The sequence below is a fragment of the Saccharomonospora iraqiensis subsp. paurometabolica YIM 90007 genome, from assembly GCF_000231035.2.
GTDB classification, from domain to species: Bacteria; Actinomycetota; Actinomycetes; order Mycobacteriales; family Pseudonocardiaceae; genus Saccharomonospora; species Saccharomonospora paurometabolica.
Genome location: NZ_KI912259.1, coordinates 170,220 through 193,757, shown reverse-complemented (window position 1 = coordinate 193,757; position 23,538 = coordinate 170,220). Strand labels below are relative to the sequence as shown.

The 23,538-nt window shown below is 68.8% G+C and carries 23 protein-coding genes; 7 read left to right on the top strand and 16 right to left on the bottom strand.

All coding sequences use genetic code 11. The features are described 5' to 3' along the window. Window positions 1–38: 38 nt before the first annotated feature. The 3 genes from SACPADRAFT_RS34560 to SACPADRAFT_RS31755 form a co-directional block, all read right to left on the bottom strand. The gene (locus SACPADRAFT_RS34560; protein WP_007023543.1) at window positions 39–608 is read right to left on the bottom strand and encodes a DUF3558 family protein; all 570 of its coding nucleotides are present in this window, start codon (window positions 606–608) and stop codon (window positions 39–41) included. Further along, entirely contained in the window at window positions 605–1,081 is a 477-nt protein-coding gene (locus SACPADRAFT_RS31760; protein WP_007023542.1) for a hypothetical protein, read from the bottom strand. Before SACPADRAFT_RS31760 ends, SACPADRAFT_RS34560 begins: the two co-directional genes overlap by 4 nt. Before the next feature lie 155 nt (window positions 1,082–1,236). Further along, window positions 1,237–1,491, bottom strand: coding sequence for a hypothetical protein (locus tag SACPADRAFT_RS31755; RefSeq protein ID WP_007023541.1), 255 nt, complete (start codon window positions 1,489–1,491; stop codon window positions 1,237–1,239). Window positions 1,492–2,658: 1,167 nt separating this feature from the next. On the opposite strand from SACPADRAFT_RS31755, the gene SACPADRAFT_RS0221780 reads away from it, so the two are divergent. Next, a complete protein-coding gene (locus SACPADRAFT_RS0221780; protein WP_007023539.1) occupies window positions 2,659–3,012 on the top strand; it encodes a hypothetical protein in 354 nt (117 codons plus the stop codon). A 516-nt stretch (window positions 3,013–3,528) separates the two neighbouring features. Here the strand turns inward: SACPADRAFT_RS0221780 and SACPADRAFT_RS0221775 are convergent. Together SACPADRAFT_RS0221775 and SACPADRAFT_RS0221770 are read right to left on the bottom strand one after the other, a co-directional pair. After that, complete coding sequence (locus tag SACPADRAFT_RS0221775) at window positions 3,529–3,726, bottom strand: DUF397 domain-containing protein (RefSeq protein ID WP_007023538.1); 198 nt, start codon at window positions 3,724–3,726, stop codon at window positions 3,529–3,531. Further along, window positions 3,723–4,568 carry a helix-turn-helix domain-containing protein gene (locus SACPADRAFT_RS0221770; protein WP_007023537.1) on the bottom strand — a complete coding sequence of 282 codons (846 nt, stop codon included), beginning with the start codon at window positions 4,566–4,568 and terminating at the stop codon, window positions 3,723–3,725. The genes SACPADRAFT_RS0221775 and SACPADRAFT_RS0221770 overlap by 4 nt, the downstream gene beginning before the upstream one ends. A 218-nt stretch (window positions 4,569–4,786) precedes the next feature. On the opposite strand from SACPADRAFT_RS0221770, the gene SACPADRAFT_RS30935 reads away from it, so the two are divergent. Continuing rightward, on the top strand, window positions 4,787–5,101 hold the full coding sequence (locus SACPADRAFT_RS30935; RefSeq protein WP_084258568.1) for an HC3 family zinc finger protein: 315 nt from the start codon (window positions 4,787–4,789) through the stop codon (window positions 5,099–5,101). Beyond that, window positions 5,043–5,306 carry a hypothetical protein gene (locus SACPADRAFT_RS0221765; RefSeq protein ID WP_007023536.1) on the top strand — a complete coding sequence of 88 codons (264 nt, stop codon included), beginning with the start codon at window positions 5,043–5,045 and terminating at the stop codon, window positions 5,304–5,306. Before SACPADRAFT_RS30935 ends, SACPADRAFT_RS0221765 begins: the two co-directional genes overlap by 59 nt. Window positions 5,307–5,517: 211 nt before the next feature. On the opposite strand, the gene SACPADRAFT_RS33445 is transcribed toward SACPADRAFT_RS0221765, so the two are convergent. Both SACPADRAFT_RS33445 and SACPADRAFT_RS0221755 read right to left on the bottom strand, forming a co-directional pair. Further along, window positions 5,518–5,766: a hypothetical protein gene (locus SACPADRAFT_RS33445; protein WP_198048374.1), complete on the bottom strand. Its 249-nt coding sequence runs from the start codon at window positions 5,764–5,766 to the stop codon at window positions 5,518–5,520. Window positions 5,767–5,891: 125 nt separating this feature from the next. Beyond that, window positions 5,892–6,923: an alcohol dehydrogenase catalytic domain-containing protein gene (locus SACPADRAFT_RS0221755; RefSeq protein WP_007023534.1), complete on the bottom strand. Its 1,032-nt coding sequence runs from the start codon at window positions 6,921–6,923 to the stop codon at window positions 5,892–5,894. A gap of 341 nt (window positions 6,924–7,264) precedes the next feature. On the opposite strand from SACPADRAFT_RS0221755, the gene SACPADRAFT_RS0221750 reads away from it, so the two are divergent. After that, window positions 7,265–7,852 (top strand): hypothetical protein, encoded by a 588-nt coding sequence (locus SACPADRAFT_RS0221750; RefSeq protein ID WP_007023533.1) that lies wholly within the window; start codon window positions 7,265–7,267, stop codon window positions 7,850–7,852. 79 nt (window positions 7,853–7,931) lie between these two features. On the opposite strand, the gene SACPADRAFT_RS0221745 is transcribed toward SACPADRAFT_RS0221750, so the two are convergent. Beyond that, on the bottom strand, window positions 7,932–8,399 hold the full coding sequence (locus tag SACPADRAFT_RS0221745) for a MarR family winged helix-turn-helix transcriptional regulator (RefSeq protein ID WP_007023532.1): 468 nt from the start codon (window positions 8,397–8,399) through the stop codon (window positions 7,932–7,934). An 88-nt stretch (window positions 8,400–8,487) separates the two neighbouring features. Here SACPADRAFT_RS0221745 and SACPADRAFT_RS0221740 point away from each other — a divergent pair, with 88 nt between their 5' ends. Beyond that, on the top strand, window positions 8,488–9,267 hold the full coding sequence (locus tag SACPADRAFT_RS0221740) for a dioxygenase family protein (protein ID WP_007023531.1): 780 nt from the start codon (window positions 8,488–8,490) through the stop codon (window positions 9,265–9,267). Between the two features lie 97 nt (window positions 9,268–9,364). Here the strand turns inward: SACPADRAFT_RS0221740 and SACPADRAFT_RS0221735 are convergent, their stop codons facing one another. From SACPADRAFT_RS0221735 to SACPADRAFT_RS0221725, 3 genes are all read right to left on the bottom strand, one after another. Then, window positions 9,365–10,600 carry a S8 family serine peptidase gene (locus SACPADRAFT_RS0221735; protein WP_007023530.1) on the bottom strand — a complete coding sequence of 412 codons (1,236 nt, stop codon included), beginning with the start codon at window positions 10,598–10,600 and terminating at the stop codon, window positions 9,365–9,367. A gap of 161 nt (window positions 10,601–10,761) precedes the next feature. Beyond that, window positions 10,762–11,427 carry an esterase/lipase family protein gene (locus SACPADRAFT_RS0221730; protein WP_007023529.1) on the bottom strand — a complete coding sequence of 222 codons (666 nt, stop codon included), beginning with the start codon at window positions 11,425–11,427 and terminating at the stop codon, window positions 10,762–10,764. Window positions 11,428–11,696: 269 nt separating this feature from the next. Next, window positions 11,697–12,365 (bottom strand): esterase/lipase family protein, encoded by a 669-nt coding sequence (locus tag SACPADRAFT_RS0221725; RefSeq protein ID WP_007023528.1) that lies wholly within the window; start codon window positions 12,363–12,365, stop codon window positions 11,697–11,699. A gap of 344 nt (window positions 12,366–12,709) precedes the next feature. Between SACPADRAFT_RS0221725 and SACPADRAFT_RS0221720 the strand changes: the two genes are divergently transcribed. After that, on the top strand, window positions 12,710–14,221 hold the full coding sequence (locus tag SACPADRAFT_RS0221720) for an alpha/beta hydrolase (protein ID WP_007023527.1): 1,512 nt from the start codon (window positions 12,710–12,712) through the stop codon (window positions 14,219–14,221). Between the two features lie 13 nt (window positions 14,222–14,234). Here the strand turns inward: SACPADRAFT_RS0221720 and SACPADRAFT_RS29235 are convergent, their stop codons facing one another. The 4 genes from SACPADRAFT_RS29235 to SACPADRAFT_RS0221700 form a co-directional block, all read right to left on the bottom strand. Beyond that, window positions 14,235–14,660, bottom strand: coding sequence for a hypothetical protein (locus SACPADRAFT_RS29235; protein WP_007023526.1), 426 nt, complete (start codon window positions 14,658–14,660; stop codon window positions 14,235–14,237). Continuing rightward, window positions 14,657–16,072, bottom strand: a complete 1,416-nt coding sequence (locus SACPADRAFT_RS0221710; protein ID WP_007023525.1) for a family 2B encapsulin nanocompartment shell protein — start codon at window positions 16,070–16,072, stop codon at window positions 14,657–14,659. The genes SACPADRAFT_RS29235 and SACPADRAFT_RS0221710 overlap by 4 nt, the downstream gene beginning before the upstream one ends. Window positions 16,073–16,187: 115 nt before the next feature. Further along, the gene (locus SACPADRAFT_RS0221705) at window positions 16,188–18,476 is read right to left on the bottom strand and encodes a terpene synthase family protein (RefSeq protein WP_007023524.1); all 2,289 of its coding nucleotides are present in this window, start codon (window positions 18,474–18,476) and stop codon (window positions 16,188–16,190) included. 10 nt (window positions 18,477–18,486) lie between these two features. Beyond that, the gene (locus SACPADRAFT_RS0221700) at window positions 18,487–19,899 is read right to left on the bottom strand and encodes a family 2B encapsulin nanocompartment shell protein (RefSeq protein ID WP_040924738.1); all 1,413 of its coding nucleotides are present in this window, start codon (window positions 19,897–19,899) and stop codon (window positions 18,487–18,489) included. Between the two features lie 436 nt (window positions 19,900–20,335). On the opposite strand from SACPADRAFT_RS0221700, the gene SACPADRAFT_RS0221695 reads away from it, so the two are divergent. After that, window positions 20,336–22,936 (top strand): ATP-binding protein, encoded by a 2,601-nt coding sequence (locus SACPADRAFT_RS0221695; RefSeq protein ID WP_007023522.1) that lies wholly within the window; start codon window positions 20,336–20,338, stop codon window positions 22,934–22,936. Window positions 22,937–22,986: 50 nt separating this feature from the next. Here the strand turns inward: SACPADRAFT_RS0221695 and SACPADRAFT_RS34240 are convergent. After that, a partial coding sequence (locus tag SACPADRAFT_RS34240) for a Sir2 family NAD-dependent protein deacetylase (protein ID WP_007023521.1) occupies window positions 22,987–23,538 on the bottom strand: 552 nt, incomplete at its 5' end.

Sequence of the window (23,538 nt, the reverse complement as noted above, 5' to 3'; positions counted from 1 at the left end):
ACCGTCGTCCGGCATATCGCCAAGGGTTCGGTCACCGCTCAGCCCTTCGGAAGTCTCGGCTCCACGATCGCACCGATCTCATCGGCGATCTCGCAGCTCTTCTGCCGTCCCTCGGTGGCGATGACATGGATGTCGACGCGCGACGTCAGAGTTACCCCGATCGCGATGAGGCAGGCTCCGGCGCCAGGGACCTGAGCGTACTCACGCCCGTTGCTCTCGGCACGCTGCACGCCATACCCCTGTTCTATGACGTCTTCCACCCCCTGTTCCTCGCGCAGGTTTACGGCGACGACCCGGCCGGGTTCGGTGGGGTCTCTGTCCCTCTGGAACCTGCAAGCGCGCCCGACACCCCTGTCGTCCCTTTCACCTGGAGGGAACGTGCCGTACTCACTCAACTCATCGTTGCTGAGGAGCGAGCACGGGGCGATGTCGGCCAGCGAATCCGGGACGCTGTTCCCGTCAGTCCCCATTTCTGAGGTGGATTGGGTGGCCGAGCGCGACGGCCCGCCGGTCCGAGAAGGGTTCGCCTCCCCTCCCACACTCGACGAGCACGCTGAGAGCCCGAGCAGCAGGATCCCGAAAACGGAAGCAAGACCGGCACGGTTCATGACGAGAAGCCCTGCCTAGCTGTCATCAGGTCGTTTCGCGCCGACCCACGCATCGTGGCGGCTTCGTCTGCCTCAGCATACTGACTGGACGCACGGTACAGAGCCTCGGTCAGGGCCACCAATGTCTCCCTCAACGCAAGGAGCTGCGGCACGGCACCTTGCGGGCCATCCGCCGACTGTCGATCATGTTTGGCAACTCGCAACGCATACGGGCTGCTACCGAGCTTCGGATCCTGCGCGAGGCGCGAGAAGATCGCGCGCAGCTCTTCAATCCTGTCGATCATCCGCGAACAGGCGTCGATCAGCGGTTTGACTCCCTCAGGACTGGACCGGAAACCACCGGTTTTCGCCGACTCGATCATCCTGTCGGCGCTGTCCCGCATCTTCCCGATGCCGGCCATGAAACCGCCGTCACCGGCTCCGCCGACCGGCTCGCTCGGTACCGAGTCGTTGTCGAAAACGCCGTCGGACATGGGCCCCTCCCCGTGTCATCGTTCGAGGCGCCTCTCCGCCGACGCCCCTCGGTTCACCCGGCCCGGCGGAGAGACCACCGCACTACGCACCGCTCACGATAGCCGGACCGGAGCAGCCGCCCCAGTGGTTCCGTCCAATCGGTCAGCCGGGCTCGTCACCGTGCCCGCCGCACCGCGACCGCGTTCCCCTCGGCCACCAGCGCCTCCACCGGGTCGTCGGCGGCCGGCTCCAGCCCGTCACCGGCCAGCGCCGCGACGACCCGCTCGGCCGCGTTGCGCCGTCCGGCGGCGCTGACCCGCAGCACCAGCGTGATGCGGGTCGTGTCGTCGTCGCTGTCGATCCGGTACACGTGCGGACGGACGCCCCGCAGCGCGCGGGCGACCGCCTCCGGCGAGACCTCGGTACTCACTGTTTCCCGTCCTTGGTGTTGCGGCGGCCCTCTGTGGTCGAGGTGTGGCGCCGGGAGGTGAGCGCGTCTTCGGTGCGGTGGTGACGGTGGCGTTGCCCCATCGAGGATGCCTGGTCTTCCCCAGCCGCGATCTCCGCCCTCGTCGTCATACCCTCCGACCATCACTCCCTTCACCGGACCGTGCTCACCACATTCTCGCGAGCGCGCACGGCGCTCGACAGGCTGGGGGCCGGACACAGCGGGACCGCGCAGGTGGTGAACCCTTCACCACCTGCGCGCATATCGGGCTTCTGGACGGCTTCGAGACCTCTCCAGGATCGGGCACGTCGGTTGCGGAGTTGTGCACACAGATCCCGACGAGGAATCTATCATGCTATGCGGCATGGCGGCTGCTGACGGAGCTTGTGGCCGCGCTCCTGCCTGGCGGCGCACAACACTGTGTTCTGGGGGAACGATGTCGGTCGAGGACCTGGCGGCAGCGGTCGAGCATGTGCTCGCGCTTCGCCCGATCGCTGCACTCCGGGACGCCGCCCTGTGTCTCGACGACGCTCGAACCATGCTCGTGCAGATCGCGGAGGGCAGCGCCGCGCCCGATCTGCACACCTCCGTCTCGGGATTCGATCAGGCGTCGGAGCAGGTGGCGGCCGTCCAGCAGTGCTGTGAGCAGGTGGAGGCTCTACTCCGGGCATACTTGGCCGATCTGGGTGTCGCCCGTCGCGGCGACACCGCCTACCCGTACCCCTCCAGCCGCGTCGGAACCCGCTCGACAACCTTCAACCCCTCGGGTGCCGGATCGCGAGCTGATCGCCGAGGTCCAACGACAGGGGCACAAGATCAGCCCGGACCGGGTGGTGCGAATTGCCCGCGCCCGCGACCGACGGGTGGTATGGCTCGAAGAGGGTGACGAACGCAGAGGTCAGGGGCACATCTTGAGCGCGGAGAAGATCGCTGCCTTCGAGGGCGCAAGCATACCGAAGGACCGTATTGTTGATCTCATCTTCGATGGTCTGACCAGGGGAACGAGAGTCGGTTTCTCGGCACGTGATCGCCCGGTTTACGAAGTGGAGGTAGAGGGGCGACTCTGTCGAGTAGCGATCACGACTGGCCCCAACGGCTATATCGTAGGAGCTCACCCGGTCTCCGGGAGAACCAAGCTGAGGAGTAGCCATGAGCGACGATGAGGACAGCGTTGTCAAGGTTTTGCTGCGGTTCGAGTGGAGGGCCGGCCCGTGGTGGGTGTCGTTCGACGACGGCGATGTGCCGACCGACTACCTTCCCGACGAGATCACCGAGGTCTTGCCGCTGAGCGACGACTTGGTCAGCGCCGTCGTGGAGTGGGACGAGCGACTGCAGAGCACCTACGTGGAGGAGCAGCCTCAGGACTCGGGTTTCGTCGACCCAGCGGACTATGCCACGTTCGACGCCGACGGACGACAGTTGGCTCAGCGGGTGAAACGCGAAGTGGGGCACGCGATCACGGTCGTCTACGAATCAGGTGCGGTCTCCGAGGAGATCGAGTGAGCGTGCATATTCGGACCACACCACGCGGTCAGGATGGACGACTCCCTTGAACCGGGACTATGACGCACGCAAACACTGAGCTGAGCCTGAGGTTGCGGTTCGACTGGGGAGCCGGTCCTTCCGGGTCCTGTCCGACGACGACGGCTTCGACGACTACGCCCCGGACAACCTCGGCGAGATCGTCCCGCTCAGCAACGATCTGCTCGCCGCGGTCGAGGACTGGTACCAGCGGATGGAAGGCACCTACGACGATCACGCTCCCCAGGACATGGGATTGCGTATCCCGGACGAAGAAGCGCGCTGGATCGCGGACGGTCGCGAGCTGGCGCGGAGAGTGAAAGCCGAAGTCGGAGCCCGGGTACGGGTCGAGATGTACCGCCCGGCGGACCGCTGGAGGCCATCACAGCGCCGCCCGGATGAACGGCAGCGGTACGGAAGAACCGTGAGTGGGTTGCGGCCCGGTACCGCGGATACCGGGCCGCAACTCACTCGGGCAGGGTCGGTGTCGATACACCCTCAGAGGTCGAACTCGCCGTCCTTCACACCGGCGACGAATGCCCGCCACTCGGCATCGGTGTAGCGGATGGTCGCCTCATCGGGGCGCTTGCTGTTGCGCACCTCCACACCACCGTCGACCCGGCGGAACTCCACGCATTCGTGCTTGCCTGAGTAGCTCGACTTCCGCCAGCCCTCGACTGTCTTGCGTGCGGTCATGCTGTCGTCTCCATCTTGTCGATGACATCAGCGATGAGGTTGTTCGACTCCCCCGGACTCAACGCCAGCTCCTCCAGACTCGCCAGCGCCGTCCTGTGTGCCTCCACATCATCTCGATCGCGCAGAAGCACAACCGACGACAGATGTTCCATGTGCACGATCGAATCCGCCTTGGCGAACTCCAGCAGTGCGAACGACCCTGTGTGAGCTGGCGTGAGTCCACACGCCTCGGGGATGATACGGACGCTCACGTTCCGCAGGTCGCCGAGCCGTTGGATCAACCGGAGCTGGTCGCACATCACGTCGTGCCCGATGCGTTGATGCAGGACGGTCTCCAGGAGGTAGGCCGTGTAGCGCGCAGGATCACGGTCCCGCGTGATCACGTCACGACGACCGATCCGCGTAGCCACCTTGGTCTGTATCTCTGGACTGTCACCGATCGCAAGACGCGCGTACGCGGCCGTTTGCATCAAGCCGGACACGAGTGCGGTGGACACCGTCGTGATTTCGGTAGCCACCTGCTCGAACTTGATCAAGGTGTCGAGTACGTCAGTTTGCCCTGCCGCACCGGCGGAAACCTCATTGACCGGCTCGTCAGCGGCCTCACGCGCAAGCTGAATCAGGCGATCGCGTTCGACGACGGTCAACGACAAGGCTCGGGCGAAGGCCTCGATGCCGGCCGAATCCGGAATCCGCTGTCCACGCTCCCAGCGGACCAGGACGGTATGCGCGCGGTCCATACGGCCGGCGAGCGCGCGTTGGGAGAGTCCCGCCTCACGACGAAGCGCACGGAGTTCACCACCGAGCACATGGGCACGCGCTTCCGACTTGGTACCGGTCATGCACCAGACGATAGCTGACCTTGTCCCTGCCCTCGGTTCAACCGATCGTGGCATTGCCAGATGGTACCGGGACCATCACGCTTGAACCCGGTACCGAAATGGTCTGAGTCACACACCATCCACCCAGGGGGAGTCATGATGCCGATTCGACCGATCCGCCCACCGGCCCCGGATTGCCGGGCCGCCCCCGCGCCCGAGGGGATGTGGGTCAGCCGCTGATGTGGTGGCGCTGGCAGCAGGCGGAGGGGCGGCTGCACGCCTGCGACCGTACAACGACCACCCCCGTGCCCGAACGGCCCTTCCCCTCGTTGGGCGGGGTTGAGGTCACCCCGGCCGAAGGCGACTTCCGGCTCGGCGGGTGGCCGTGTCCCACCTGTTGGTCTTGCGATCATGAAGTCCGGGTCCGGGAGGGATTCACCCCCGACGACATCCCCCCGCTCCCCGACCAGTCCCCCGCCCCGAGGAACCCCGACCGTGCCCCCGAACGCGCATGCCCCACCGGACGACGACGAACCCCCCGACTCCGCCGGTGACTCACTCGACGAGACGACCCGCCTGCCCGCGCTGCCCGTGGCCGACACCGTCGTGCTGCACAACCTCGCCGACCACTGGCCAAGCGTCGACCCCGACGTCGACCCGGAGGTCGAGACCGCGCGGGCCAGGCGGGCACTGCAGCACCACGAACCACCGTCGGCGTCGCTCCTGCGGCGGGTCCTGCACGGACTGCGCCAACTCTGAGGCGTCACCTCCGGTGCATCCCCTTCCCCACGCACCGCACCGGAGGTGGCCGTCCCGGCCGACCCCCTCACACGCGCCGAGCCGGACACCGCCCCGGGCGTCCACGCCATCGAAAGACCGCGGCCCGCCGATGCCGCGGCCGGCGAGAAGTCCGTAGCGCGTCTTGCGCTCACCTCGAACGACTGAAAGCATCAGCGGCCGACCGCGAGGATCATGAGACTGGGGACGGCATGCCGATGGCCGAGTTCGATTTCTCCGAGAAGCTCGCCCTCGGCTCCGCGTGCTGCTTCGTCGTCCTCGCCGCCGCCTGGATGATTCTCGGAGAGCTTCTCCAGGCGAGCATCATGGGAATTGCCACGGCTTTGACGTCCGTGTCGTTCTTGCTCCTACGAAGGGAACGAAAGTCCGGGAAGAGACCGCCGAGCCGCCCCTTCGGCCGGATCCGGAAGTAAGCGATCACTGTCCGGCAGGCTCTCCGTTGAGGAATGACGAACCACCGGGGACCGCGGACACCGCCTGAATCCGTCCGGGCGAGGGAGGGTCGGCAGTCACCCCGGCCGCACCCTCCCCCGGACGCCGCCCGGATCAGGGCCGCACCATCACCTTCAGGGCCTCGCGGGAGTCCATCAGCCGGTAGGCCTCCGGGGTGTCGTCCACCGGGAGTTCCCGGTCGAACACGCGCCCCGGCTCCAGAGTGCGGTCCAGCACGAGCGGGATGTGCTCCTCCAGGTAGGCGCGCACGGGGGCGGGCCCGCCGGTGAGGGTGGCATTCTTGCCGAACAGCGACCCGAAGCCGACCCCGGCCAGCTCGTACTGCGGCACCCCGACCCGGGAGATCACACCGCCGGGGCGCAGCACACCGTGGGACTGCTCGTAGGCGGGCATGTGCCCCACGGCCTCCAGCACCACCTGCGACCCGAGGCCGTCGGTGAGGTCCTTGACCGCGGCCACGCCCTCGTCGCCGCGTTCGGCGACCACGTCGGTGGCGCCCCACTCGCGGCCCAGGTCGGTGCGCGCCCGGTGCCGGCCCATGAGAATGATCCGCTCCGCGCCGAGGCGCTTCGCGGCCAGCACCGAGGACAGCCCCACGGCGCCGTCGCCGATCACGGTAACGGTGTGCCCGGGACGCACCCGCGCCATCACCGCCGCGTGGTAGCCGGTCAGGTACACGTCGCTCAACGTCAGCAGGGACGCCAGCACGTCGTCGTCCACCCCGTCGCGGCCGCCGGGGACGGTCACCAGGGTGCCCGAGGCCTGCGGCACGCGCAGGTACTCGGCCTGGGCGCCGGAGACGAACCCGCCGTGCGGGCAGGCGGTGTGGAAGCCGTCCCGGCAGATCGGGCAGGTGTTGTCCGAGAAGGCGAACGGGACGACCACCAGGTCGCCCGTGCCGACGCCGCTGACCTCGGAGCCGGTCTCCTCCACGACGCCGACCGCCTCGTGCCCCATCGGGATGCCCTGCTCCCGGGCCTCCAGGGAGTGGTACGGGTGCAGGTCCGACCCGCACACGCAGGCCCGCACGACCCGCACCACCGCGTCCGTGGGCTGCTCGACGACCGGGTCGGGCACCGTCTCGACACGCACGTCGCCGGCACCGTGGATCAGGGTTGCTCGCATACTGCTGTGGACTGCCTTTCACGTCGGATCCGTGTGACGCGGCCCGAGCCGCGCCCGGGTTCCAGACTGCCTGCCGTGTCCGCACGGCGACGGGCCCGGGTGTCCCGGACCGGGGTACCCCGCACGCCGCCGGTCTCCCACGCCGACCGGTGCGTTTCCGCTGGTGTGGGCGACCGGTTCCGCCCGCGCGTCCGAGGCGTCCCCTCTGCGCCCGCACGGCACCGGGTGATCGTCCCTCCGCTCCGTTGGCGGCCCGGTAACGAATCGCACATCCCGCTCCCCGCGGCGAAACACCCGGACCGGACGACGGGACTACCCGGTGACCGACAAGGAGGACACACATGGCATCGACAAGACTCGCCGCCGCGGCCGTGTTGACGGTGGCGGTGGCGGTGTCCGCGTGCGCGAAGGACACCGACGCCGGCGACCCGCCCGCCCCTCCGCCCTCCGCGGCGTCGCAGTCCCCGCAGGAGCCGGCCGGGGCGGACGTCCCACCGCACAACGAACGGGGTCACCTGGTCAAGGACCTCGGTGCGGAGGCCGGGATCGGCCGTGGGGAGGAGGCGGCGACGTTCGTCCTGGACAGGGTCGAGGTGAGTCCGGGGTGCGAGGAGCCGTACGTGGACGGCCCGGACAGCGGGACGGTGCTGCGGCTGCATCTGCGCGTCGCCACCGGCAGCGATCCGGAGATCGCCCGGGCGCTGAACGGCCTGCTCAACCCCTTCAACTTCGCGGAACTCGGGTCGGACGGCGTGACCCATCCGGCCGAGCCGGGTACCTGCTACTCCGAGACGGAGCGGCCCCGGTCGTTCGGCACGAACCAGCAGTACCGGATGACCCTGGACGTCGTCGTGCCGGAGGCCTCCGGCACGTTGATCCTGGCGACATCATGGCTGGAGTACGGCAACGGTTGGGAATGGACCTACTGACCCGCCGGGCACGGTGACCGTCCGAGGGCGCCGGTCGCCCGGATGGCCGCCCCGGGTCGCCGGTACCACCCGGGACGGGTCACTCCTCCCCGTATCCGCGGTGTCTGCGGGCGACGGTACGCAGGCTGGCGGCGAGTGAGTCCAGCTGGTCGGCGTCGAGCAGGTCGATCAGGGACGAGCGCACCAGCGCCACGTGGTCCGGGGCGGTCTCGGCGAGCGTGCGCCGGCCCTGTTCGGTGAGCACGGCGTTGATCCCGCGGTCGTCCTCCGGACAGCGGCGGCGACGCACCAGCCCGGCCTTCTCCAACCGGGCGATCTGGTAGGTCAGCCCGCTCTTCGAGGTCACGATCTCCTCGGCCAGCTGGGACATCCGCATCTCCCCGTCCGGCGCGTCGGCGAGGCGGACCAGGATCTCGTACTGCGGATGGGACAGGTCGGCCTGCTCCCGCAACCGCTGCTCCACCCGGCGGGTGACCAGGTGGCTCGCCTCCAGGAACGCCATCCAGGCGGCCATCTCCCGTTCGTCCAGCCAGCGCGGTTCACCCATGCCGCCATCCTACGCAGTAGTTCGAACTTGAACTACACGATGCTACAGTGGGAGGTACTTCGAATTTGAACTAATGGAGGTGGTCGTGATGAGCTCCGCCACGACGGACCGGATGCCCGCGCTGTACCTGAGCCACGGAGCCCCACCGCTGGCGGACGACCCCGTCTGGACCCGCGAGCTCGCGCAGTGGTCGCGGGAGCTGCCCACCCCGCGTGCCATCTTGATCGTCTCCGCGCACTGGGAGGAGGCGCCGCTGACGATCGGCGCCACGACCACGGTGCCGCTGGTGTACGACTTCTGGGGCTTTCCGGAGCGGTACTACACGGTGCGCTACCCGGCGCCGGGGGCCCCGCGGCTCGCCGAGCGGGTCCGCGCCCTGCTCGGTGGCTCCGGACTCGCGATCGACGAGCAGCCCGACCGCGGGCTCGACCACGGCGCCTATGTGCCGCTGGTGGAGATGTATCCGGAGGCCGACGTGCCCGTCCTGCAGGTCTCCATGCCGAGCCTCGATCCGCGGGAGCTGATGCGCGTCGGACAGGCAGTCGCACCGCTGCGCGACGAGGGCGTGTTGCTGATCGGCAGTGGCTTCTTCACGCACAACATGCGCGCGCTGAACAGCCCGGACACCCCGTCCTGGTCCGTCGAGTTCGACGACTGGGGCAGGCGTGCGCTGGAGGATGGCGACGTCGACAGTCTCCTGGACTTCGTGACCAAGGCACCGGCGGGCCGGCTGGCGCACCCGCGCACCGAACACTTCGCCCCGTTGTTCGTCACCCTCGGCACCGCGGCCGACGAGCTCGACCGGCAGCGGTCCACCATCGACGGGTTCTGGCACGGTCTGGCCAAGCGTTCCGTGCAGTTCGGCTGAGCCGAGGTCCGGCCGCGGGCGACGACACCGGACAGCAGTCGGGAGTCGGCTCGCCGCGGCCCACGACGAGGTGGCCGTGGGCCGCGGCGAGCACGGATCAGAAGGTGGCGACGTTCAGCAACTTCTCCTGGACGCCGTCCGGGTCCTCACTCGGCCAGATCCAGTCCGTGGTCGCCGCGTTCTGCAGAGCGGACTTGACCTGATCCGGCGAGGCACCGGGATTGTTCGCCGCGTAGAGGGCGGCACCGCCCGCGACGTGCGGGCTCGCCATCGACGTGCCGGAAATGGTGTCGTACCCGCCCTTCATCCACGTCGACTCGATGCACACGCCCGGAGCGATCAGATCGACATCCTGACCGTAGTTCGAGAAGTCGGCGAAGGTGTCGTCCCCGTCCGCACGGCAGGTGGACGCCGCCTCACCGCCCGGCTGTCCGTCGAAGTCGGCCAGCGCGCTGACCGTGATCACCTCGTCGTAGGCGGCGGGCACCGAGCCGGACGCGTCCGCGTAGTCGTTGCCCGCGGCGACCGCGTAGGTCACCCCGGCCGCGACGGAGTTGCAGATGGCCTGGTGCATGGCGTCACCGTCGGTGTTTCCGCAGTTCCCGTCGTCGGTCCCGGCGCCGCCGAGGCTCATGTTCGCGACCTCGATCTCGTCGGCGTGCTGGGTGACGTAGTCGATCCCGCAGATGATGTCCGACCACCGGCCGGAGCCACGGTTGTCGAGCACGCGCACCGGCCACACCCGCGCACCGGGGGCCACTCCGACCACGCCGCTGTCGTTGTCCAGCGCCCCGACCGTGCCCGCCACGTGGGTGCCGTGTCCGTTGCCGTCGTCGGCCTTGCGGCCGGTGGAGCAGTTCTTCGCCCCGGCCTCGTACACGTTCAGGTCCGGATGGTCGAGGTCCACACCGGTGTCGATCACGGCGACGTCCACGTCGACGCGGTCGTCGGTGCCGTCGATGTTCGCGGTCGGGCTCTGCTCGGCGTCGACCCGGTCGACGCCGGTGGGAGTGCTCTGGGCGAACGTCGACACCCTGCGGTCCGCGGACACGCCGACCACCCGGTCGTCCGAGCGGACACGCACCACCTCGTCGGCGGTCATCCGCGCCGCGTACCCGCGCAACGCGGTGCCGTAGATGTGGCCGACCTCGGCACCGTGCCGGTTCCGGTGCTCCTCGGCCACCGAACGCGGGTCCGCGTCCTCGACCAGGGTCACGATGTACGGCTGAGCACCCGGTTCGCCCTCACCCGACGGAGGTGCCGCCGCGAGCGCCGTCGTCGCCGGGGTGGCCAACAAGGCCGCCCCCAGCACGATTCCTGCGGTTCTGCGCATGAACGTCCCTTCTCGATCGTTGCCGCCGTGCCGATCCCGGTCCGGACATCGAAACGACGGTCTGCCACCCGCACCCGGCATCGGTGGAACCGGGCGCGGTCTTCCCGTGGGACACCCGGCTTCGGCGGCCGGAGTACCCCACGGTGTCTTCGGGAACGGCATCAGGCGACGAACGCGCGCACCTGCGCCGAGACCGTGTCGTCGGTCGTGAAGGCGGAGTGGCTCAGGCACGCGGTCTGCGTGTTGTCCGCCCCGCTCAGGACCGTGCTCTCCTGCGGGAGAATGATCGAGTCGCACGACGACCACCATGTGCCGTGGTTCGTCGCACCCGGCGTCTCGTCACCGTCGTTCAGCGTCGTCAGGAAGTCGGATCCCTGCCGCATCTCGTGGCACGAGGTCTGCCAGCAGGTGTTGGCGGTGTCGGTGCCGTGGTTGGGGCCCGCCAGCGACACCCAATCGTCCACGGTCTCCGTCCCACCGAGGAACTTCACGTACCAGCGGGTGTTCAACCCGCCCATCGAATGCGTCACCACGTCCACCGCACTCGCGCCGGTCGAGGCCAGCAGATCGTCCACCACGACACCGAACTCCTCGGCCGTGGTCTCGTTCGACTGGGAGGTGTTGTAGTCCCAGGCCACCAGCTCGTCGTCGGTGTAGCCGTCCGCCCGGAAGTCGGCGACCATCTCGTCCCACACGGAACTGCTGCTGTTCCAGCCGTGCACGAACAACACCGGGTCATGTCCGGACGCCGCCACCGGCGCCGCCGGAATGGCCAACGACGCCAGCAGAGCGATCAGTACGGTCGAGAGCCGTCGTGAACGACGCATGCAGTGGTCCTCTCGTCGCGAAGTAGCGAGGAGTCGTTCTTCGTGACCGCTTCAACGACACCGCGGACCACCCCGGTGTGACCGAACTCGCGGTTTCACCTGTTGATCTCAATGGCGACGACCGCCCGTGCGCAGCACCGTGGTGCGCTCGGTCTCCCCGGGTGACCGGAGTTTCGCGCGAACACAACTCGGCACACCCGGGGTGGACCGCTCCGGAGTGGGCGCCCCGCGCTTCCGACACGGAGCGCCCACGAAGCCCCCGAACGCCCTCACGCCACGAACGCGCGCACCTGTGCCGAGACCGTGTCGTCGGTCGTGAAGGCGGAATGGCTCAGGCACGCGGTCTGCGTGTTGTCCGCCCCGCTCAGGACCGTGCTCTCCTGCGGACGGATGACCGAGTCGCACGACGACCACCATGTGCCGTGGTTCGTCGCACCCGGCGTCTCGTCACCGTCGTTCAGCGTGGTCAGGAAATCCGAGCCCTGCCGCATCTCGTAGCAGGAGTACTCCCAGAAGCAGGCGTTCGCGCTGTCGGTGCCGTGGTTGGGGCCCGCCAGCGACACCCAATCGTCCACGGTCTCCGTCCCACCGAGGAACTTCACGTACCAGCGGGTGTTCAACCCGCCCATCGAGTGCGTGATGACGTCCACCGCGCTCGCGCCGGTCGAGGCGAGCAGGTCGTCCACCACGACACTCAACTCCTCCGCGGTGGTCCTGTTCGACTGGGAGGTGTTGTAGTCCCAGGCCACCAGCTCGTCGTCGGTGTAGCCGTCCGCCCGGAAGTCGGCGACCATCTCGTCCCACACGGAACTGCTGCTGTTCCAGCCGTGCACGAACAACACCGGGTTGTGCCCGGACGCCGCCGCCGATGTGGCCGGAATGGCCAGCGCGGCCAGCAGAGCGATCAGTACGGTGGAGAGCCGTCGTGAACGACGCATACCGGTTCCTCTCGTCGTCTCCCCCCGGTCGGGAGGAGTCCTCGGGTGGTGACCGGGTTCAACGACGGCGCGGACCCGCCGATGTGTCGTGGACCACAACTTCACCTGGTGGTCTCAGCCGCGATGACGGCCGGTGCGGGGCGTGCGACGATCCGCGTGAGTCAGCCGGGCGACCGGTCACACCGCACGCCACCTTCTGCCGCACCGCGAGTGGTCGGGTTCTGTGCTACCGAGAGCAGCGTGTGCTCCGCCGATACGGGGATGTGCGGCCGAAACGCGATCCTCGCTCACCTCGGCGTCGTTGGGGGTGCATGACGACGCACCGGCGCGGAGGAGGCTTCCCGATGCGCAGACCGCTCGGGCTCATCGCGGCGATCGCCCTGGCGGTCGGCTCCATGACGGCGTTCCCGGCCCCGGCCGACGGGAGCGCACCCGACCCGGAAACCGTCTGCATCCCGGGTGTCCCGGAGACCGATGTCCTGGAACCGGGTCCGGTGGACATCTGCCTGAGCGTCCACCGGCCGGTGCACGCCTCCCCGCAGAAGCGGGTTCCCGTGCTGCTGCACAGCCACGGCTGGGGCGGGACCCGTACCTCCGACCCCGCCGCCTTCCGGCGCTACCTCGACGCGGGTTTCGGTGTGGTCAGCATCGACCAGCGTGGCTTCGGGGACAGCGGCGGCAAGGCGCACGTGGAGGACCCGGCGTTCGAGGGGCGGGACGTCATCGCCGTCATCGACCACGTCGCCGGGTTGGACTGGGTGAAGCGCGACGGACCCGACGACCCGGTGCTCGGCGCGATCGGCGGCTCGTACGGCGGTGGATACCAGCTCGCCGGTGCGTTCACCGAGATCATGGAGACCGGTCGCACCCGGTTCGACGCGCTCGCACCGCAGATCACCTGGCATTCGCTGAACGACAGCCTCGCCCCGAACGGTGTGGTGCGCACCGCGTGGGCCGGTCTGCTCTACGCCGCGGGCATGGACGCGCACACGTCCGCCGTCCACTCCGGCTTCCCCGAGGGCATGGTGACCGGGCGCTGGCCCTCCGGCATGGGCGACTTCTTCCGGGACAACGGCCCGGCCTTCCACGTCGACGAAGGCCGGAAGCTGGACATCCCGGTCCTGCTCCGGCAGGGCATCAGCGACAACCTGTTCCCCCTGGACGAGGCGATCGCGAACTTCGACCGTGCGCTGACCGACCGGGCCCGCCGCGACAGCCTGCTCGTCGGCTACAACGGCGGACACGCGCTGCCGAACGTCCTCCCCGCCGGGATCGCCGAGCCCGGTGACGCGTGCTCGGCACGGCTCAGCGGTGCCGGTTACGACGAACTGGAGCTGCGTTTCCTCACCGAGAACCTCCAGGGCGGCCCCCGCACGCTCTCCGGGCACGGGCAGTACCACCTGATGACCGCCCGCGGGGAGTGCCGCACCGTGAACTCGGTCGCCCCGACGACGACCTACACGCTGCCCGACATCACCACCACCACGGCGGCGGGCGTGCCACAGAGCATCAGGATCGCCGACGGCCCACTGACCCTCGCCGGGAACTCCCGGCTGGACGCGCTGGTCACCGCACTCGGCGTGGACAGCCGGGCGTTCTTCGCACTCAGCGTCGGCACCTCCCCCGCCCACGCGCGGGTGGTGCAGAACAACGTGCTGCCCCACCGCGAGGAGTACGCCACCGTCGACCGCAGGCGCAGCATCCACCTGCCGTCGGTGGCCACCACCGTCCGGGAGGGCGAGTCACTGTTTCTCACGGTGAGTCCGCAGTCGGACATGTTCGCCCTGCACGGCAGCCGCACCCCGGGCGCCCTGCGGCTCACCGACGTGACGGTGCGGCTGCCCGTCGTGCGGTGAACCCTGTACGGGCTCACCGGTCCCGGCCGGTGATGAAGCAGGCCAGCGCGTTGAGTTCGCTCGCCCGTGCACAGGGTTCGGCCAGCCGCAATTGGTGCAACGACTCGCCGAGCAGACGCTCGGCCTCGGCGCGGCTGAAGTCCTGCACCAGCTCCACGGCTTCCGCCGCGGGAACGGCCGCGCGGGCCGCCGCTCCACCCACGGCTTCGGCAGTCAGCAGGGTGAAGGCCGGGCGGAGCGCCTTCCCGCCACGGTGTTCCGGGTTCCCGTCGCGGTCCCACCAGCCGAGGTGGTACCCGGCGATGTGCCGCACACTCTCCGGCAACCTCCCCACGGCCGCCCGCAGCGCCGGGTCGACGAGGCGGCGACTCCACTCGACCGTCCCGGCGACCGACCACTCCGGGTGGACGGTGGTCGCCGTCGGCCGTGGCCCGGTCACCGTCCGACCTCGACGTGTTCGAGGACACCGAGCGCGTCCGGCGTGCGCACCGCCGCCGAGAAGTAGGCACTGACGAGGTATGAGGTGACGGCTTTCGCGTCGATGCCCATGAACCGCACGGTCACGCTCGGCGCGTACTCGTCCGGGAGGCCGGTCTGGTGCAGGCCCACCACGCCCTGGTGCCGCTCCCCCGTGCGGAGCGCGAGAACCGACGTCGCCCCGGCCGACGTGACCGGGATCTTGTCACACGGCAACAACGGCACACCCCGCCAGCCGGTCACCGCCGCGCCGTCCACGGTCACGTGATCCGGCTGCACACCTCTCCGCGAACACGCCCTGCCGAAGGCGGCGATCGCGCGCGGGTGGGCGAGGAAGAACTCGGTTCTGCGCCGTCGGGACAACAGCTCGTCCATGTCGTCCGGTGTGGGGGGTCCCCCGCGGGTGGGGATCCGCTGCCGCAGATCCGCGTTGTGCAGCAGGCCGAACTCGCGGTTGGTGACGAGCTGGCTCTCCTGCTCCTCCCGCAACGCTTCAACGGTGAGCCGGAGTTGCTGCCCGACCTGGTGCATCGGTTCGTTGAAGAGGTCGCTCACGCGTGTGTGGACGCGCAGGATCGTCTGCGCCGCGGCGAGCTCGTACTCGCGGGGCCGCGGGTCGTAGTCGGCGAAGGTTCTCGGGAGTTCCACCTCGCCGTCGTGTCCGGAGGCGAGGGCGAGCGCGGCCTCACCGTGCTTGTTGCGCGCGGGGCGGGCGGAACCCCGCCATTGTTCCAGGTGGGATCGCAACGTGGCCGACCGCGCGACGACCTCACCGAACGCCTGTCGGGGCAGTGCCAGCACGATGCAGGGCGTCTCGGCCCGCGCACCGTGCTCCCAGGTGTGGTCGTCGTCGACGAGTGCCCGTTCGCCGAGGTAGCGGCCGTCGGCGAGCATGTCGAGCAGCCGCTGCCCGCCGTACTCCCCCGTGCCGAGCCGGGCCACCTTGCCGTGCGCGAGAAGCAGCAACGCGTCAGCGGGCTGCCCGGCGACGGCGAGCATGTCCCCGGCGGCGTAGTCCCGCCGGACGAACCGGTCGGCCAGTGCCCGCAGCACCTCCTCGTCGTCGAAGCCGCGCAGCAGCTCCAGCTCCCGCAGCTCGGGCGGGAGGACGAACACCGAGTCGCCGGTGTTGCCACAGGTCACCAGCCCATCGCCGACCGTGTAGGTGAGCCTGCGGTTCACCCGGTACGTCCCGGCGGTGGTCTCCACCCAGGGCAACATCCGCAGCAGCCACCGCGGCGTGATGCTCGGTGTCTGCGGCGGGGTCTTGGTGGTTGACGCGAGGTTCCGCGCGGCCCCGGTGGTCAGGCTGCGCACGGGGTTCTCCCCTTCGGGCGGGTGCGTATTCGCGTCGACGTGGTTCGTCCGTGTCATCGCGGCCGCCGTTCGTGTCGGTGGTGTTCGTGTCGGTGGTGTTCGTGTCGGTGGTGTTCGTGTCGGTGGTGTTCGTGTCGGTGGTGTTCGTGTCGTCGCGTGTTCCCGTCCGTGCTCACCGGCGCGCCCGGTGTACGGCACCGGAACTCCGCGCCACGCGGGCAGCGGACGTCCCGAGGCCCGTGGGGCCCGCCAGACGCCGCCGGAGCGGCACCTCGTGACCGGCCGGGGCACCCCAAACGCGGTGCGACCGGATCCGATGTTGCTCGGCCTCCGTGTAGCGGACGCAGCGGCGGTGCCATTCGAGGATTCCCGCCATCCAGTCCTTGAGCCGCTCGCACCGTCCCAGCACCGCCCGGCGGGCGGTCTCGTCGAGGTCGTACCCGTCGAGCGCGATCGGCAGTTCCTCCGCCAGGACCCGTCGGAACTGGCGCATGCGCGCGCCCATCAGATCGGCGACGACGTCCCGCGCGATCAGTCGGTCGACGTCCAGGAAGTTCTCGACGACCAGAACCAGGTTGTGCACCTCGCCCTCGAACTCGACCTCCTTCTGATACGAGAAGAGGTCGTTGGTGAAGCAGGCGTAGTCCTGCGCCGCGCACTCCAGCTCCCGTACGGCCCGGCACGCCGAGACCTCGGCGGGGATCACGTCGGCGAGCGCGAGGCGGGACAGGCTCATCGTCATGTCCGAACCGAACGTCGCACGCCGCATCTCGATGTAGTCCACCGGATCGGGCACCCGGTTGGCCGCCTGATTGTCCAGCTCCCACAACCAGCTCGCCGTCATGTCCTCGACCGCCGCACGGAATTCGCTCCGGGACGCACGGCTCATCGGCGCGGCTGTGCGTCGCCACAGATCCGCCAGCCCCCGCTGAAGCGGGTCCACCGGCTCCGGCGTGCGCTCCCCGTCGAGTGGCATGAACGCCGACAGCCGCTCTTGGCACGCCCGCGCCCCGGCGAGATCGCGCCGGGCACCGAAGACCGCCGGGAAGTAGTCGTCACCGTAGGTTCCCCACGCCAGCCAGTCCGCCGACAGGAACAGCTCCTCCGGGGTGGCGTCCGCGTGGATCATCGCGGCGCAATGCGACAGGTCGAGCCCGACGAACAGGTCCTCGTCCCAGACGCCGCCGTGTTCGACCCCCGGCACGGAATCGAACATGCCCACGGCCCGTGCCCAGTCGGGAGCCCGTCGCCGCGCCGTGTCCAGATGCGGACTCGTCCGTACCGGGAACGGCATGTCGACCTCCGGCAACGGCAATGGGCCCACCGGGGTGAACGGCACGTGTGCGTGTTGTTCACGCGCACGCCGCAGACCCGGGAGCAACCGGGTGTCGCCCGGGGTGGCACCCGGCAGGCCCGGCGTGAGCCCGGCCCGCAGCCCCCGTGTGGTGGTGGTCGCCCCCGCGTTCATGTACCGGCTCGAGCGCCGGTGCCATTCATGGCCGCCGGACTGCCAGTCCTGCAGGCCCTTGACGTAGGCGGCCACGGCGGCGCACCCGGCGGGGTCGAGACCGTACTCGGTGCACAGCGGAGGCACCTCGGTGAGCGCGGTGTGCTCGAACTGCCGCAGCCGGGAGGTCAGCAGCGTGTTGGTGACGTCGGCGGCGTGCTGCGGCCCGCAGTCCAGGAACCGCTCCACGACCAGCACACCATTGTTGACCTCACCCTCCTCCTCGGTCTCCCGTTGGTACGAGAAGATGTCGTTGCGCAGGTGCACGGCGTCGGCGAAGGTGTCCTTGAGTACCCGCAGCGGCCGGGTTCCGGCGACCGCGGCGGGCACTTCGGTGCGCGCGGCGACCTCGACGAGATCCGCCGACCACGGGGCACCGCCGACCCGCCGCCGCATCTCGACGTAGTCGATCGGATTGGGCACCCGGTCCGCGGTGATGTTGGTCAACTCCCACACGCAGTCCTCCAACAGGTTCCGTGTGCTCGCCGAGAACCGTCGCGACCAGTCGGCCGACATGGACGGGGCTGTCCGCGACCACAGATCCGCCAAACCCCACTCGACCGGGTTCGCGGGGGTGCGTTTGTCCGCCGTGTGATCGGCGGGCATGAACGCCGCGAGCCCGGTCAGGTACTCGCGTGCCCCGGACAGGTCGCGGGTGTACTTGTAGTGCTCCAGGAAGTGGTCATCGAAGTAGAACACCCAGACGTACCAGTCGGTGATCAGGTCGAGGTCCGCTGCCGTCGCGTCCGGGTGGGTGTAGGCGCACAACAACGCGTAGTCGTGCGCGTCGAAGGTCACCTCGTCCCACACGGCCTGCTCGTCCCCACGCGGGCCGCCGGGCAGCATCCCCATATCCCGCGCCCAGTCCCTGCTGTGCCCGCGGGCGTGTTCGAGGTTCGGATTGCGGCGCGCGGGCCACGGAACGTAGAAGTCGGGCAACTCGAAGGGTCGCATCGGCGGCGCCTCAGCGCTCCCGGCCGAGCTCGACGTGCTCCAGCACCCCGAGCGCGTCCGGGACCAGCGGCGCCACGGAGTGATAGGTGCTGACCAGGTACGAGATGACCGCCTTCTCATCGATCCCCATGAACCGCACCGACAATCCGGGCTCGTACTCGTCCGGCAGGCCGGTCTGGTGCAGCCCGACCACGCCCTGGTTGTGCTCCCCGGCACGCATCAGCAGGATGGACGTGGTCCGGTGGGTACTCACCGGGATCTTGTTGCAGGGGAAGAGCGGGACCCCGCGCCACGCGGGTACCTGGTGTCCACCGACGTCCGCGCTCTGCGGATACAGACCCCGGCGGCTGCATTCCCGCCCGAACGCGGCGATCGCCCGCGGATGCGCGAGGAAGAAGCTGGGCTGCTTCCACACCGTGGACAGCAGCTCGTCCATGTCGTCCGGGGTGGGGGCCCCGTCCCGCGTGTGGACGCGCTGACGGAGATCCGCATTGTGCAGCAGGCCGAAGTCGCGGTTGTTGACCAGCTCGTGCTCCTGGCGTTCCCGCAGCCCCTCGATCGTCAACCGCAACTGCTGTTCCGTCTGGTCCATCGGTTCGTTGTAGAGGTCGGCGACCCTGGTGTGCACGCGCAACACCGTCTGCGCGACGCTGAGCTCGTACTCGCGGGGAGCCAGCTCGTAGTCCACGAACGTCCCGGGCAGGTCCACTTCGCCGTGATGTCCCGCGGCGAGGGAGATCTCCGCCTCACCGTCGGAGTTGTGCGCGGCAGCGGACTCGCGTCGTGCTCGCTCGATCCGCTCGCGCAGCGCCTCGGCGCCGTCGGCGACCTCCGCGAACGCCCGCCGGGACAGGGTGAGCACCGTACACGCGGTGAGCGCCTTCGTGGTGTCTTCCCACGTCTCCTGCTCACCACGCAAGACCGGGTCACCGAGGAACTGGCCGTCGGCGAGGACGTCGAGCACCGTCGGGTCGCCGTACTCGCCCGTGCCGAGCCGTTGCGCCTTCCCGTGCGCGAGTAGGACGAGCCCGTCGGCGGGTGCGCCGGCCTCCACGATTACGTCACCCGGGCCCACGTCGCGCTGCTCGAACCGCTCGGCCAGCGCCTCCAACACCGCACCGTCGTCGAAACCGCGCAACAACGGCAACTCGGACAACTCCGCGGGCACCACACGCACCCGGTCACCGGTGTTGACACAGGTCACCCGCCCGTCCCCGAGGGAATAGGTCAGCCTGCGGTTGACCCGGTACGTCCCGCCTCGCGCCTCGACCCAGGGAAGCAGCCGCAGCAACCACCGCGAGGTGACGTTCTGCATCTGCGGCGGCGTCTTCGTCGTCGTCGCGAGGTTCCGCGCCGCGTTCGTCCCCAGGCTCAGCGGGGACGGCTGGTCGTCACCGGTGTCGGCGTCAACGGTCTCGGTCACACTGCACCACCAATTCACATTGTCGGCCACGGCCGCCGGAAAGGTTTCGAATTCGACGGAAACGATCACTGGACTCCGCGCTCGCCGATCCGGTTCTTCGATCATGGGGTGATTTCGACGACGTGTCATCGTCCGATCGGATGATCGAGGAGTCCGACGCCGCCCATTAATTGGCTGGACGCTCGTACACACACGCCAGCCTGCCTCGCCATCAGGAACCGCGCGACGATTTTTCCTTCGACGCGATTCACTCGTTCGGGTACATCGCGAAGAACATTAGGACGTGATCCGGAATGTCGTGCTAAAGGAGCGGATCAGCCGATCGCGGATCACCCGCTCGGCGAGCCCCACACCCCCCGGGTCCGGCAGTAACGCCGTCCCCGGCCCGCACGACTCTCCGCGAGAGCCGTACACCAGACAACGAGAAGAGACGCCTATGACGACAGGGCACGAAGTGGCGCAGCGAATCCTTTCCGACATCTGTGCGACACCGGGCAAGGACGTCGCCGACATTATCGACGAACACCTTCCGATCCCGACCCGTCGAATCCGACAACCCTTCTCAGGAACGGTCGACACGATCAGCGTTCAGGGCGTTCGTTCGTTCGGCGCCGAGCAGACCCTCGAACTCTCCCGCCGGTTGACCGTCGTCTACGCCGAAAACGGCACCGGAAAGACCAGTCTGGTCGATGCCGTCGAACTGCTCACCACGGGACGCACGACCAGACATGTCGCCTTCCCTGAGATCACCGCTGAAGTCAGCGACGAGGACCACATCCCGCACGCCGCCCCGGGTGACGGGCCGGTCTTTCCCGCCCGGGTCACCGCGACGTGGCGTCCGAGCGCGGACGCCGATCCGGTCGTCACCACGTGGCACGCGGAATGGGAGACAGCTGCACCGGAAGCGCCGCCACTGCACGCTCTGGCCCGCAGGCGACTCCGGGAACTCATCAATTCCAAGGCCGCAAACCGTGGGGAGAGACTCGGGTACGCCGTCGGCCTAGGGTACTACATCAGGACCTACACGGCCGTACGAGAGGCTCTGCTCACGGAAACGAAGCGGGCCTCGCCGACAGTGCCCGACGACATCAGCGCGGCTGTGTCCGAGTGGCGACTCCCCACCGCCGCCACGACCACCCTCGCCGACTTGACCGACCGGATCCGTGCGCGGGCGCGTGCCGATATCTCCGCACTGTGCGGCGAAACCCCGGATCGGGAAGACGGTTCGGACGAGGTTGCCGCGCTCGACGAGCCGATCACCGCACCACCGAGGCCGCGGTCCGCGCACCTCCGCGAGCTCGCGAACGAGTGGGAGTCCCTCCGCACACGGCTGTCGAACACGGACTCGGATCGGGACGACGTCGAGCTCAGATTGCTGAGCACGTTCCGCGAAGTCGCGGCGGAGGGCGGTCGTTGTGTCGCCTGCGACCATGGTGTGGTCACCGCCGACCGCCTCGGCGTCATCGACGGCATTCTCGACGCGGCCGCCGAGAGAAAGCAGCTCGTCGACGAGAACGACTCCCTGCATCGCCGGGCGATCCGATCGCTGGACGAGGTCGACCGGCACGTCGAATGGCGGTTCACCGAACCGACGCCGTCCTCGGACCCCGGTCCGGGAACGGAAGCGACGGTCTTCCGCGAACGCTGTGCCGAGGTGGCGACTCTGTCCCGACGTTGGTGCGACACCGTGACACGACTGCGGACTGAGCGGCCGGCGGATCCGGGGCCCGACACCCTGCGAATGTTCGCCGATCGGCTCGACGAGCTCGCAAGCCTGCACCCGTCCGTGGACCGGGCGATCGGAGAGGCGGAGCACGCACGACGCGAGGCGTTGATTACGGCCCGCTCCGCCGACGTGAGCGAGCCCCGGCGACGGCTCGCCCATGCCGAACGGATCGCCCACGCGGTACTCACGCGGCGAGATCACGACCGCTACACGGAGCGGTGCAAGAAGGCGGGCGAGCGTGTCAAAAGTGAACTCGATGCGCTCATCGCCGCCAGGTTCGGCGAGCTCAAGGACGGCATCGACGGCTGGCTGAAACGCCTCGCTCCCGCGGGAGTACCGGAGATCCGGATCAAAGCCAAACCCACAGCCGGGCGTACGGCGCTCGATCTGCTCGTCGGCGACACGGTGAAGGCGGTCGGTCGCCTATCCGATTCACAGCTCGACATGCTCGGCCTCGCCGCGCACCTGGCGACGCTGGAACGAGAAGCCCCCGGTGCCCCGTTGATGATCGATGATCCCACCGACATGCTCGACCACAGCACGCGGGACCGGTTCGTGACCGAAGGGATCGGCCGTCTGCTCGATGATGCGGACCAGCAGAGACGACAGATCGTGGTACTCACGCATGACCACGAACTCGTGAAGACTTTGTGGAAACGCTACGGCAATCAGGTCCCGGCGACGGTCCAATACCATATAGAACTCGACCGCGACACGACACCTCCGCGCTCGATGATCAAACCGAGGACCGCCGTGCAGCATGTCCACCGCGTCCAGCAACTGCTGCGCAGCTACGGGAATGAACGCCACCGCCTGTGGCTGCGCAGCGCGGCGGGGAACCAGGCGCGGCAAGCACTCGAAATGATCGTCAACGGGATACTCGAAACCCTGGGACCTCGCGGACATCGCTACTTCGAGAACGAGCCGTGGGAAGAGGTGGAGCACAGGAAGGGAATGAGGAGCCTCTTCGAGCTCGCCGAAGTGGAACTGGACAAGTACGATAAAATCCTGCGCAACTGCGACGACAGAACACACCGGGAAGCGAAGAATCGGATCCCCATACTGCGCGACGCACTGGCCGAGCGGAACGACTACCTGATCAACGAGGCCAGCCACGCCGACTTCGTCTACCCGGATGTGAAGCAGATCACGAGTTTCGTGAACACTCTCGAGTGCCTGGCGAGGTACCTGGAACCGGCAGGGAAAAATGGTCGGGTCGACGATCTGCCGAAGGGATCGAGATGGTATGAATTCTTTTCGGGATGCGACGACCATACGAGAGTCTCCGGTTCCGGGAACGCACTCCCGTAGCGCATCCGACAATGTTCCGGGGCGGATTCCGTTCCCGCCCCGGAAGATTGTCACCCGGCTGACCGGGCTCGACCCTGTGTCGAGGTCCCGGACCGGCTGTGGAGGACCGCGGGTGGCACCGCACACCCGAGCCGCTCGGCCAGCTCGGTGAGCGCGGGCCCCAGCGGGAGGTCGACCCGCGCGCGGGCGTGCGGATCACCCCGGGTCTCGCCCCGGTTCACGATCAGCACCGGCGTGCCCGCCCGCGCCGCGCGCCGGACGAACCGCAGACCGGACATCACCGTCAGCGACGAGCCGAGCACCAGCACGGCCTCCGCCTCGTCGACCCGGCGGTAACAGTCGTCCACCACCGCGCGGGGCACGCTCTCGCCGAAGAACACCACGGACGGCTTCACCACGTCCGACCCGCAGTCCGGACAGTCCACGAGCCGGAAACGGCGCACCGCGTGCTCGGGCAGGTCGACGTCGCCGTCCGGGTTGATCCGCGTCGTCTCCGCGTGGAAGGCCGGGTTCGCGGCCCGCAGCCGCCGGTCGAGCGCCGCGCGGGAGTCCGGCCGGCCGCAGTCCAGGCACACCACCCGGCCGAGGCTGCCGTGCAGCTC